This is a genomic window from Bacillus sp. VA15 (assembly GCF_055721145.1).
Window position 1 is genome coordinate 47,602 of record NZ_JBVQPQ010000009.1, and the last position, 12,669, is coordinate 60,270.

Genomic DNA, 12,669 nt, shown 5'->3' on the forward strand with positions numbered 1-12,669 from the left:
TTCTATTGTTGTTTATTCAGATGATCAAGCAATAGGGCGAGTTCCATCTCCGCCATTGATTCAAGCCTGTGATCATAATCTTCAAACATCAAGGTGCTTGTTACTTTATTCGGGACGATGACACACTTCATCCCCGCTCTTTTCGCAGCAATCGAACCATTGACAGAATCCTCAAACGCGAGACATTCTGATGGTGATACGCCAAGATTGTTTGCGGCCAATAAATATAGTTCAGGATTCGGCTTCACCTCTTCCACATCATCCGCCGTTTGAATGACCTCAAAATCATCAAACAGGCCGATTTGCTTCAAATGGCCCGATACCCATTTATAATCAGAGCTGGAGGCAAGGCCTACTTTTAAGCCTAAATCCTTTGCCGCATTCAGATACGCCTCGACACCCGGTCTTGCTTTTTCTGTTTCCATGCGTTTCGCAAAGCGTTCTCTTCGCAATGTTGTCAGCTCTTCATGGTTCAGCTTTTTGCCGATCTGCTCTTCTAAATATTCAAACGGCCGAAATCCCGCGGCTGTTCCAATGACCTTTCCCCAGACGGATAACGGAAGGACTGAGCCATGTTCCTCAAATATTTCCTGAAGGACTTCATATTCGTGTGTTTCTGTATCAAGAATAAGTCCGTCAAAATCAAAAATTAACGCTTTAATCACTGCGTACAACTCCTTTAGTCCAAATTGAGACATATGTATACACTCACTATACCCCGAAACATGTCTGCTTTCAAAAAGTAAGGTTTATGTGAAGAAAGAGCCTGCACACCGCAAGCTCTTTCTTATTAATGAATGTTTTGATGAGAAATGTTTGTCAGCGCTTCTCCAGCAGACTCGTTCGACATCTGATTGACTGCCAGGTCTCCAAGCGCAACGATCCCGACTAGATTGTTTTGATCTACAATAGGAAGGCGGCGGATTTGGTGCTGGGCCATCAGCTGCGACGCGTCTTCCAGACTCATATTAGGATTTCCCGATACGAGGTCTGTTGACATCACTTCTGAAACGGGTGTCTGGCCATCTCGGCCCTGAGCTGTAGTTCTTAATGCAATGTCACGGTCAGTCAGCATTCCTTTTAAAACACCTTGCTCTACAACGGGAATTACCCCGACGTTATGCTGTTTCATGAGAGAAGCCGCTTCCTGAATCGTTTGATTCGGAGAAACGGTAGCCACCTGCGTTGTCATTGTATTTCTTACTGAACTCATTGTCAGCACCCCTTTCAATCATTAGTATGTTCAGACACGTGCCGATTAAAAAGGGAGTTAGAGGAAAGGTTTTATGATATGATTTCTCTGATACAAAAAAGAGCTTTTCTGAAAATGGAAAAGCTCTTGCTGCCTGATTATATCAGCCTTCTGTGACCGAAAAAGGCTTTGTTTGTCTTCGTTTGAAAGTCAGAAAAAGCAAACGGAAAATAAATCCCAAAATCATTCAGCATCTTGCTGTTTTTTTCAAAAATCGCCTGATCATTCAAATCAGTGTGCGGCGAAGGCTTTGTCAGGATAATATGTATCATTTGCAGACAAGCCATAATTTGAAATGCTTCTTTTAATGTTCCTTGGTAATAATGGTTATTTAAAGACAGAACGCCTTTCTTTTTAAAGCGCTGAATGTCCAGTTCGGAGAAATAAAGAGGAAATACATCATGGATCAGCTCCATTGACAGCTCCTTGATAAAGCTCTCCTGTTCTGCAGTTGCTGCGTTCACAATTCTCACGTCAATCACCTTTCTTGCCATCGAATATCCTAAGTCTTAATCAAGAATAGCACAGAAAAAAACACGAAAGCTAAGGTAAGTGTTTCCTATGAGAAACAGCAGCCTTCCGCATCGAAAAGGAGCCATTTAACATGAAACAAAAAGGCAGAGGGCTTGAGCTCCTCATCAATGAAAAACAAGATGGCCAATGGCTGTTTTCTGTACTGAAAACAGCGCTTAAAGCCTCTAAACCCGTGATTCAAGACTGGATGTCCCATCATCGGGTAAAGGTCAATCACGAATCCGTCATAAATAATGTTATCGTCAAAAAAGGAGACCGTGTGTTCATTAATCTTCAGGAAAGTGAAGAATCCTCCGTCATACCAGAGTATGGAGAGCTTGATATTTTATTTGAGGACAATCATATGCTTATCGTCAATAAACCTGCAGGCATAGCGACGCATCCGAATGAGGATGGCCAAACCGGCACACTGGCTAATTTGATCGCATACCATTATCAGGTGAATGGGGAAATATGCAAGGTGCGCCACGTCCATCGTCTTGATCAGGATACATCTGGCGCAATCGTTTTTGCCAAGCATCGTTTGGCACACGCCATCCTGGATCAGCAGTTAGAGAAAAAGACGCTAAAACGAACGTATACCGCCATCGCTGAAGGACAGCTAAAGTCAAAAAAAGGTACAATTGATTCACCGATCGGCAGAGACAGATCACATCCGACAAGACGCCGGGTTTCACCAGGCGGACAAACAGCCGTCACGCATTTCAAGGTGATTGCCAGCAATGCGAAAGAGCGGCTGACGCTCGTGGAATTAGAGCTGGAAACAGGAAGAACACACCAAATTCGTGTTCATATGGCGAGCATCGGCCATCCGCTGACAGGAGACTCGCTTTATGGAGGCGGGAGCAAGCTGCTAAACAGACAGGCGCTCCACGCCAAAAAGGTACAAGCCGTTCACCCGATAACCAGCGAGCAGATTGTTGCCGAAGCGCCTTTCCCAGCTGATATAGAAAACCTTTGCGACACATATTTTTCATGAAGAAAAGCCGCAGGACTTGACTGCGGCTTTTTAAGTGACTCGTTTTCCGTATATAATATAACGCTTCGGGGCGTTTCCGACATATGAAAACGGATAGCAGGTCGTCAGAATGAGCTCTTCCTTTTCATGCTGGAGCGTAATAATGGATGTGTCATCTTTATCGACAATTTTTGTTTTCACAATTTCATATGTGAAATCTCCATATGACAGGAGTATACGAAGCAGATCCCCCTTTTCCAGCTCTCCCGTCCGGCGAAAAACGGTATCCCGATGTCCCGACAGCACAATTTGCCCATTTTCATCAGGATAATAGCTGTCCTTGTAATGCCCGACACCTTTTTCTAAATCATCTGCATCGGTGCCCTCCACGATCGGAAGCTCCGCGTTGATTTTAGGTATTTCTAAAATGCCGCTCGCTTTGCCGGTCTCAGGCTTAAATGATGCTTTGTTCTCTGCATGACCTGCGCTTTGTTTTGTGCCCGAAGCTTCCTGCGGCTTTTCAGCAAACAGTTTTGCTTCTTTTAATGTCTGTTCGGTCTTCATATTCGTATCGATCAATTTAAGGCCCCCATAGCCTGTGATCAAAAGACCGACCGCAATGATGACGAGTGGAATAACCTTTTTCACGTTCTGGAGGCGCTCCTTTTTCTTCTGACATATAGATAAGTTCCAGACAGTGTCACCGCCGCACCGATTACCATAAAGTTATAGTAGCCCGCTGATGTATCCGGAAGCTGATGATCAGACCCGCCTTTCGCAGTTCCATTTTGTAAAGGCAATGTGCTGATCTTGCCGGCTGTGTCAGTATATTTTTCACCGCTCGGCATTTCACCTAATCTCAAAATGTCTGTAGGCTTCAGCTGATGAACCGGCACAGTACCTGGAGTCTCTTTTAAATCATTCTGGTCTTCCCCAGGCTCTGGATCCTCTTTAACCGGCGGCTCCGTTCCCGGGGCATCTCCCGGCTCATCCGTAACTGGGTCTTCTGTTACAGGGTCTTCAATGTCACTCGCTTCAGCAAGCTTAATTCTTCCCTCTTTTGTATAAGCAATTGGCTCATCAAAGCTCTTCACATAAGCAACTGTCGCTTCCAAATCCTCAGGCCCTGTCACCGGATTTTTCCCAAGCAATCCGATTGGCTGGTATTTAGTTCCTGTCGCCGTCGCCATAAAATTGTTGACGGTTAATGTATATGTGGCTTCGGGCTGTATCTCGGTGCCATCTGCCAATTTTATATCGACAGCTTTTCCGGTTTCTTTGTCCCACGTATACGTAAACCCGCTGATGCTGTAGTCAGGACCAAAAACCGGCGAGATTTGCGCATTGATAATCTCTCTTAAATCTTTTCCTTTAATCTCAAGCTTCGTTAACACATTTCCGAACGGCTGGATATTGTAAAGATCTCCCCACGTAATGGGACCCTTCTTCAGCGCTTCCCGTATTCCGCCGCCATTCATAAGAGCAAAATCCGTTTTCATGGCCGCTCGCATGCCATCCGCAATCAGGTTTCCAAGAGGCGTATCACCGTCATTCGAATACCCCCCTTCCATATCAACAGCCGCTTCGCCGACAACCTCGCTGATAATCGGTTCAGCAAGTGTTTGGTATTTCTTTAAAATGGCTGACGCACTGGCATCCGGTTCTATTTTACTTTGGTCGACATATACGATGTCCGCTGACTTTTTGACAATGTCTTTTGTCATTTTATCGAGCTCTACATCAACAACACCTATCGCTTTTCCATATTCAAACGCCTGAACAATCAGTTTTCCATTCACTTCACCGTTAACAACCTTATGATTATGCGCTGCAAAAATGACGTCGATTTCAGAATCTGTTTTGTTTGCAAGATCAGCAGATTCACCGGTAATTGCGGCACCGTTTTGTTCGGCTGACATATGCGCGAGAACCGCGATAGCCTTCACGCCTTTTTTCTTCAGCTCTTCGGCCGCCTCATTCACCGCTGTTACTTCATCTGTAAACTCGATGTTTTTTATTCCGTCAGGCATGACCATGCCCGCGGCCGACTGTGTGACAACCCCGATAAAGGCAACGGGTATGCCCTCCACATTTATGATGTCATATGCCGGCAAAAAGGGCTCTCCTGTAGATTTCATTTTACAATTGGCGCATACAAGGGGAAAGTTCTGTCCATCATATCCGCTCGTGCCTTTCGGGTGATCTCCGCCATTTAAGATCCTCAGCAGTTCATCCGTACCTTCATCGAACTCGTGGTTGCCGACAGTTCCGACATCAAATCCGATGTCCTCCATCAGCTCTACAGTCGGTTCATCTTGAAGAAGAGATGAAACTGGAGAGCTGCCTCCGATCATATCTCCCGCGTGCACAATCAGCGTGTTTTTCTTTTCGGCCTTTTTCTCTTTCAAATATGCGGCGGCATAGTCCATGCGTCCAAAAGTGCCGTCTGCAGTTCCGTTCCCATCGAGATCAAGCTCATATTGCTGGTCGATCTTGCCATGCAAATCATTCATGCTGAGAATTCTAAGCGGAACACTTTCTTGAGGTGCCGTTTGCCTCTTTTTATATCCTGCGTTCTCCGCTTCACTTACTGAGGCGAAGAAAATTCTGTTTTCCACAGCTACCTGCTTCCAGTCAGCTGGCTGCACATATGTTTTATTTGATGAATCTCCCACATATCTTGTCAGGCCTTTCCCCTGCTCTCTGGCTCTAAATTCAAACGGCATTTCCAAGAGGGGATCGTCTTCATTCCAAATTCCTTTTTGCTCTTTTTTCGCAGCAGCTACGGCAGCTTGAAACTGCTGATAATCCTCTTCATTGTCAAACGGCCAAATAAAATACGTCGGAGCATAGCCATTTTTTACAAGCTCTAAGTTCACGTTTGAACCCGATTCGGTTATGACCTGTGCAAGAAGTCTGCCATAGTTATCCTTGGCTTCACTTCCGACCTTGACAGTAATTTTATCTCCTGGAGACAGAACCGTTTTTAGATAGTCAGATGCTTTTTTTCCAAATCTTAATTGATTTTCGTCCGCTTCATTTTTGGGTGTGTGATACGTTTCAGGTGTATCTACATTTACAAACCTGATTTTTGTCGTTCCTAGTACTGGAGTTTTAAGATGAATGGTATCGCCGTCAACAACCCGGTCAACAATACCTTCATATTCACCCTCCGCAGACGGAGGTGCGGGCTGTTCTTTAAGCACCTTCAGGTCAGACGATTTTCGCGGTAGCAGCTGAAAGGATTGGTATCTGCTTAACACACCGGTAAATTCATACCATTTGCCCTCATCAAGTTCGTCTATCGCCCCTGTTTCATTCATAACCCGGAGCGTCATCGCATGATGGTCTTCATCTACCATCGTTACATTATAACCCCCGCCGGCAGGAGAATTTGGAATTGAGGAAACAAATGCTTTTAGTGTCACAAGGCGGCCTTCAAACTGATCACCAAGACTGCTGTTAATCAGTTCATTTATTGTTAAATGTTTAGGAGCGGGGATAGGTTGATTTGACTGGTTGATTTTGATGCCTGATGAGTTTGGAACGATTTCTGTCAGCCCTTGGTATGTCGTGACTTTCCCTGTTACCGTGACATCCATGCCTTCTTTTAATTCGGGAAATTGTTTAGGGGAAGGCGAATAAATGTTAATGCCTCCGGTTTTATCCTGCATAAAGGTCGACAGCTTCCCGCCTCCGATCGCGCTTTGATCAGCAGTGACGATTCCTTTTATCGTTACTTCTTCATTCAGTCGTCCCCGCGCTTCATTTATCGTCATTGGCTGTTCAGCCGGCGGAGTTTTCGCGTCGTCAGTTAAGTCCATCGACTGAACGTTCTTAAGTCCTGTCGTGTTAAAGTAATTTTCAAGCTTTCCTTGAACAGTTATCTTTTTTCCAAGAAGAAGCGGATTGGTTTGCAGCCCAAATTGGCTTCTGAAGGCGGAGGGGATTTGAACGGGAAGGATGTGATCGGACGATGTCTCGGTTTTACTGTCTGCCAGCGCGACATTATAATCATTTGAAAAAGGGCTTGTCAGCTTATAGTTCTGCGGGGAAACAGCCTGGCCGACAGCATATCCTTCGACAAGCGCCTGTCCTTCTTTTTGCTGTATCGCCTTATCAACCGATATCGGCTGTTGCGGTTCAGCTGCCTTTACAGCTTCGCACGTGTACATTACATGTAAGAACATCAATGCCGTGATCAACACAATATGCAGAATACGCCTCATCATTTTTCCTCCCTTAAGATACACATTATGACAACGACTTTGTCTGCTTATCATTTCGACAGACAGCATATAATTCCTTTCAGGCTTCTGCATAAATCGCGACAGACTGACACAAAATACAGCTGATCTGAAAAAAAAGGAGGAATTCGGTTTGGATCAGTTAAATCAGCAGCAACAATCCCAAATGAACAAAGGTATTCCTGGCAAGCCGCATAAAAATCACGGCGGACATGAAATGTTTGATATGCACGAGGTGCTTTCCGGAACACTTACTGTACTTGATCAGTTTATGATGCTGAGACAATTTTGTAAGGATCAGGAATTATTAAACATCCTTGATCGTCAACATCAATTCATTACGTCTCAATATAACTTAACTGCAGAATGCTTCAAAACAGGAAGCGAACCTTCACAAAAAACAGCAACTTATATGATGAAGGAAGACAACCAGACTGTTTACGGCATGCAGCCGTCACAGCCTAAAAAACCTGTTCAATCCATGAATGATATTGATGACAGCATCATCAGCCGACAAATGCTTTGCGCAGTTAAAGCACAGGCTTCTATGCTGACGATGGCTTCTCTGGAAATGACAAACCCAGCCGTAAGACGCGTACTATCTGCGCAAATTCAGCAGTATGTTGAAATGGCTTTTGAAATTTTCCTATACCAAAACAAACACGGCTATTACCAAGTTCCTCAGCTAGATGCGCAGGATATGGAACAATTGAGAAATTCATTTGCTCCGGCACAAGGACAAATGCCTCCAACTCAAGGCGGTATGGGACAGCAACAGCAAGGACTTCATTAATAACAAAGGCATTGGATAAATCCTATCCAATGCCTCACTGTTTTCTTCATATGTTTTCTTAAAATCCTTTTCAAATTGATTAAGGCTTTCCTTTGTTGCCGATTTAAATCCTTTTTTAAAGTCCCCTTTTTTTGCCGTTTCCTTTATCATTTCTGAAATAATGCCTTTCCCGTATTTGTCCGTCAGCTCATTGATCATATAAAAGCTTTGCATATAGACGTCAGTGTCATATTGAGCTCGTGCTTTCTGCCAATCTTGATCTGTCTGCAAACGGTCAAAGGGCACGACAGAAAACGTGATCGGATCTATAAGCAATTCATAGTTCGCGATCCACTCACTTAACCCTTCATGAAACCATAACGGAAACTCATCGGGATCTGCTTCCAGCTCCTTTAATTTCTGGTGAAACGCATGGTGTGTGTATTCATGAATCAACAACCGCTGGTACAAATAAACCGCTACTTCGTCGCCTTCTAAAAGTTTCTTTTTCTCTTCAGGCAATAATCCAATCAGCTGCTCCCTTTCAGAATAAAAACCGACGACATCCAGTAAACCGGAGTACGCCTCCATCTGTTTTTCATTAGGAAAAAAAATAATATCAATAGGCTTCTGATTCGAATATCCAATCATAATCTGGTTAATACTGACCGCATATTCAAGCGTTTCTTTCGTCAATGGCAGTAAGGACTTTTCCTTAGAAGTGTAATAAATATCGGCCTGTTTGATTGACTCTTTCTCCATGTGCTTCGTCACTTGTTCTTTTGTTATACCAGATGCCTGCCCTGGCAAAGACAGGATATACATCGTGCTTGATACGATGGCCGAACTTACAGCCAGCATCACAAGGACTCCGCACAGGAATAGAGCGGATGCCGCACGCTTTCCTATGCCATCCCGCAAACGTCTCCCTCCCTGAGCCGGTCCGTCTTGTACCTTTTATTTTTACTTTATGCAGCCTGAGTTCGCGGTGTGCCATTAACGCAAAGAAAAAGCCGCACAAATTATGCGGGCTTTTTTCATTTATTCAGCTTGAGGGAATACACGCTGTACAGTTTCACTGAACTCATCAAAGAATCCAGCAATCGGATCGCCATTTTGTATCCGCTCGCCATATCCCTGCATTCGGTCTACAAAGTCCGGATTCGCAGACACATAAACATTATCCATGTTTTTGTCAGTGTCTCTCACTTTATCAGAAATTTTCTTTTTGAGGTCTTTTCCAACTTCTTTATTTCCATTTGTTAATACAACTGCAACATATGCTTGATTTCCGGCAACAATTACATTTGCATGTTTTACTTCTTTCATTTCAGTGATTTTGTCGGCAGCATCGTCAGCAACTTCTAATTTACGGTTATCATTACCGTTGTTGCCGTTGTTGTTGCCGTTATCGTTGACATTGTCAGTTACATTATTATCGACATTGTCACGATTATTATTGGCATCGTTAATATTTCTTGTGCCATTATCGTTTGCCGGATTGCGGTAGTTAACGTTTTCTGGATTTGCATTATCACGTCTGCCCTCACCCTGATTGGCCATACCGCAGCCAGTCATAAGCAAAGGGATAAGAAGCATGGACGCAAGGACTTGTTTTTTTCCAAGCATGTGAATTCCTCCTTTATCACTTTACTTATAGGTTTTTCTAACTGGCTCTAATTATGCATGAAAAAATAACGGAAATGCTTTCCCGGGAAATAAAGCGGTTAATTTGTCTAATTAGAGGGGAAAATATCAATACACTTATAAAGGAGGGATCACGTTGTTCAATCAGCGAAGAGGACTCAGCCCCGCAGCAATGATTATAGGGTCAACTATGCTTATTGCTGCTTTATCACCACAGATCCGCCAAAAAATCAGCGGGTTTATTACAGGACAAATGAACAGACAAAATTCTAAAAATAACATGTTTGATGCTTCTAATGTAGGAAATATGGTCAAACAAGCACTTGGCGGCGGTAATAATCAGGAACGTTCGCAAAATCAAAGCCAACAGCAAAATGGCCGTCAGCATCAGCATGCCGGAGCGCAGCAAACCCAGCATCAGCATACACAGACTCAAACTAGGCAAACTGAGACAGCAGCGAAAAAAAGACAGCCGCATTATGCTGAACCCATTCAATTTGAACAAAGCGCAATGAATGTGATGGACGACAACACCATGATGGAAATGCTTGAGGACTTAGAACCCGGACGTTAAAAAAAACGTGTAATCCAAGATGGATTACACGTTTTCATATGTTACGCTTCTTCGGCTTCGATCACTCTGGATTGATCATTGAATATACCTGGATCAATTTCCTTCGTTACCTTACTCGTAATGAGGCCAGATGTCATACTTCCGCTGACATTCAGAGCAGTACGCCCCATGTCGATTAACGGTTCGATTGAGATTAATAAACCTGCGAGTGCGACAGGCATATTTAATGATGATAAAACAAGAAGCGCCGCGAATGTCGCTCCGCCGCCAACTCCGGCAACACCGAAAGAGCTGATGGCAACGACTGCGATAACTGTGATAATAAACACCGGGTCAAACGGATTTTGGCCGATAGTCGGAGCAATCATCATCGCCAGCATCGCAGGATAAATGCCGGCGCATCCATTTTGCCCGATTGAAAGACCAAACGAACCGGCAAAGTTTGCGATTCCTTCCGGCACACCCATGCTTTTCTGTGTTTTAATATTTAGCGGCAAAGCACCCGCGCTTGACCGTGAAGTAAAAGCAAATACAAGTACAGGCAGCGCCTTCTTCAAATAAACAACCGGATTCAAACCACTGAGCGTCAGCAGCAGCAAATGAATGATAAACATTGTGATTAACGCGGCATACGAAGCAACCACAAACATCCCTAATTTTAGAATGCTGTCAATATCACTCGTCGCAATCGTTTTTGTCATAATGGCCAGCACCCCATAAGGCGTCAGTCTCAAAATGAGGGTGACAACACGCATGACAATGGCATAAACGGCATCAACCATTTTTTTAAATGTTTCTGCCTGTTCCGGCTGTTTATGCTTCACACCGAGGAATGCCATTCCAAGGAAAGCGGCAAAAATAACGACCGCGATCGTTGAAGTCGGTCTAGCTCCCGTAAAATCTAAAAACGGGTTTCCCGGCAGCAGTTCAACAATCTGCTGCGGCAGCGATTTCGCTGTCATATCTTCTGATTTCTGCTGAAGCTCCTGTCCCCGTGAAAGCTCTGTATCCCCTTGGTCAACCTGAATCGCCTGCAGGTCAAAAGAAAGCGCGGAGGCAATACCGACAGCTGCCGCTACAGCTGTTGTCGCTACTAATATCCCGATAATCAAACCGCTGATTTTTCCGAGATTTTTTGTCAGCTTCAGCTTTGTAAATGCGCCGAGAATTGAAATAAAAACGAGCGGCATGACAACCATTTGAAGCAATTTGACATATCCGCCCCCGGCAATATTAAACCAGTCCGCTGTTTGAATGACTATATTTGAAGTCGGGCCGTAAATCAGCTGAAGCGCAAATCCGAATACAATCCCCAGCCCCAGCGCAGTAAATACACGTTTAGAGAAGGAAACATGTTTTTTCTGCATCACAAAAAGCCCTAAGATAAGTAAAAATAAAATAAATACATGTAATACAACTAGTAAAGTCTCCAAAGCAGGTAAACTCTCCCTTCAAATTTTCTCATTTACTATATTACACTAATTCCGATAGGTCAAGTGCGAATTATTCCAACTAAGGATTCAAGTAAAAAAACCTTATATAATCCCTTTTTTGTTCTTTTCTTTCCCTTCCATCTTTAGTACCTTATATAAGGGTGATAATATTTGCTGAAAGAACTGTTTGTAAACTTGACCATTTTAATCACATTTAATTATCTCTTCACCCACCTGTTTAAAGAAAGGTTAGTACATAAAAAAGACAGCATATCCTTCCAAGCTGTTAAAGGACTGGCCTGCGGTTTGCTCGGGGTTATTCTAATGGTTTTTGGATTTACCTATCAGCATTCAATCATTGATCTTCGAAATATCCCTATTATGATTGCCGCTCTTTATGGGGGCTGGGTTTCAACGGCAACGGCCTTGGTTATGATCGCTGCAGGCCGCATGCTGATCACGATGAACACATCTGCAATATACTCGGTTATTATCATTTGTATCGCTGCCATCCCGTCACTCATTGTTTCTAGAAGAAAAAAAGTCCAATTAAAACATGCTTTCTATCTTTTAATGATCACAAATAGTATGATCTCCTTTTCCTTTTATTTTCTTATAGATTTACATTCATATGAACTTCACTTATATTTTTGGATCGTCTCAATAGCGGGCGGCATGCTCAGTTTATATATTATTGATCATGAAACAAATGCACATCTTCTTTTTAAACAATATAAGTTTCAGGCGCACTTTGACTTTTTAACAGGCATTTATAACCGAAGAAAGTTTGAAGAAATCACACAAGCTCTATATCAACAGGCGGCCAATACCCCGCATTTTCAATTCGCACTGATTTATATGGATATCGACCATTTTAAAACCATCAATGACCAATACGGCCATCATGAAGGAGATCAGGTGCTGAAAGAGCTGGGCTCACGTCTGAAGCAGAGCATCCGAAATACTGATCCTGCCGCACGGATTGGCGGTGAAGAATTTGCCGTGCTCCTGCCGAACTGTACGCTTGATAAAGCAGCCCAGATCGCAGAACGGATCAGATGTGCTGTCAGTGACGCACCAATTAGATTAACAAATGGTGAAGAGCTGTCAGTTACGATATCACTGGGGGCCTCTCATTATCCTAATAATACGGAGCATCCAGAATCTTTGCCGATTCTTGCCGATCAAATGCTGTACAAAGCGAAAGAAACGGGACGAAACAAAGTATGTTTTTCAGAAAAAAAAGAATGAA

The 12,669-nt window shown here is 43.6% G+C and carries 12 protein-coding genes; 4 read left to right on the forward strand and 8 right to left on the reverse strand.

The annotated features are described in order from the left end of the window. Positions 1-2 precede the first annotated feature (2 nt). The 3 genes from AC0DBE_RS19345 to AC0DBE_RS19355 all read right to left on the reverse strand — a co-directional run bounded on the left by AC0DBE_RS19345 (position 3) and on the right by AC0DBE_RS19355 (position 1,746). The gene (locus AC0DBE_RS19345; protein ID WP_014113166.1) at positions 3-665 is read right to left on the reverse strand and encodes an HAD family hydrolase; all 663 of its coding nucleotides are present in this window, start codon (positions 663-665) and stop codon (positions 3-5) included. Between the two features lie 125 nt (positions 666-790). Further along, positions 791-1,213 (reverse strand): CBS domain-containing protein, encoded by a 423-nt coding sequence (locus tag AC0DBE_RS19350; protein ID WP_014113165.1) that lies wholly within the window; start codon positions 1,211-1,213, stop codon positions 791-793. Positions 1,214-1,350: 137 nt separating this feature from the next. Then, positions 1,351-1,746, reverse strand: coding sequence for a YhcU family protein (locus tag AC0DBE_RS19355; protein ID WP_087987999.1), 396 nt, complete (start codon positions 1,744-1,746; stop codon positions 1,351-1,353). A gap of 110 nt (positions 1,747-1,856) precedes the next feature. Between AC0DBE_RS19355 and AC0DBE_RS19360 the strand changes: the two genes are divergently transcribed. Further along, positions 1,857-2,765 carry an RluA family pseudouridine synthase gene (locus AC0DBE_RS19360; RefSeq protein ID WP_072565992.1) on the forward strand — a complete coding sequence of 303 codons (909 nt, stop codon included), beginning with the start codon at positions 1,857-1,859 and terminating at the stop codon, positions 2,763-2,765. A gap of 30 nt (positions 2,766-2,795) precedes the next feature. On the opposite strand, the gene srtA is transcribed toward AC0DBE_RS19360, so the two are convergent. Both srtA and AC0DBE_RS19370 read right to left on the reverse strand, forming a co-directional pair. Then, on the reverse strand, positions 2,796-3,392 hold the full coding sequence (gene srtA / locus AC0DBE_RS19365) for a sortase SrtA (protein WP_090558548.1): 597 nt from the start codon (positions 3,390-3,392) through the stop codon (positions 2,796-2,798). Further along, the gene (locus AC0DBE_RS19370) at positions 3,389-7,042 is read right to left on the reverse strand and encodes a 5'-nucleotidase C-terminal domain-containing protein (protein ID WP_472963414.1); all 3,654 of its coding nucleotides are present in this window, start codon (positions 7,040-7,042) and stop codon (positions 3,389-3,391) included. Before AC0DBE_RS19370 ends, srtA begins: the two co-directional genes overlap by 4 nt. An 82-nt stretch (positions 7,043-7,124) precedes the next feature. On the opposite strand from AC0DBE_RS19370, the gene AC0DBE_RS19375 reads away from it, so the two are divergent. After that, a complete protein-coding gene (locus AC0DBE_RS19375; protein ID WP_472963416.1) occupies positions 7,125-7,784 on the forward strand; it encodes a spore coat protein in 660 nt (219 codons plus the stop codon). On the opposite strand, the gene AC0DBE_RS19380 is transcribed toward AC0DBE_RS19375, so the two are convergent. After that, positions 7,710-8,684: a hypothetical protein gene (locus AC0DBE_RS19380; protein WP_472963418.1), complete on the reverse strand. Its 975-nt coding sequence runs from the start codon at positions 8,682-8,684 to the stop codon at positions 7,710-7,712. The two genes, AC0DBE_RS19375 and AC0DBE_RS19380, sit on opposite strands and share 75 nt — an antisense overlap. 120 nt (positions 8,685-8,804) lie before the next feature. After that, complete coding sequence (locus AC0DBE_RS19385; RefSeq protein WP_472963421.1) at positions 8,805-9,392, reverse strand: YhcN/YlaJ family sporulation lipoprotein; 588 nt, start codon at positions 9,390-9,392, stop codon at positions 8,805-8,807. Between the two features lie 190 nt (positions 9,393-9,582). On the opposite strand from AC0DBE_RS19385, the gene AC0DBE_RS19390 reads away from it, so the two are divergent. Beyond that, entirely contained in the window at positions 9,583-9,984 is a 402-nt protein-coding gene (locus AC0DBE_RS19390; RefSeq protein ID WP_079288719.1) for a hypothetical protein, read from the forward strand. Between the two features lie 41 nt (positions 9,985-10,025). On the opposite strand, the gene tcyP is transcribed toward AC0DBE_RS19390, so the two are convergent. Continuing rightward, positions 10,026-11,417, reverse strand: coding sequence for an L-cystine transporter TcyP (tcyP, locus tag AC0DBE_RS19395; RefSeq protein WP_072182539.1), 1,392 nt, complete (start codon positions 11,415-11,417; stop codon positions 10,026-10,028). Between the two features lie 171 nt (positions 11,418-11,588). On the opposite strand from tcyP, the gene AC0DBE_RS19400 reads away from it, so the two are divergent. Continuing rightward, complete coding sequence (locus tag AC0DBE_RS19400) at positions 11,589-12,668, forward strand: GGDEF domain-containing protein (protein ID WP_079288693.1); 1,080 nt, start codon at positions 11,589-11,591, stop codon at positions 12,666-12,668. Position 12,669 lies beyond the last annotated feature (1 nt).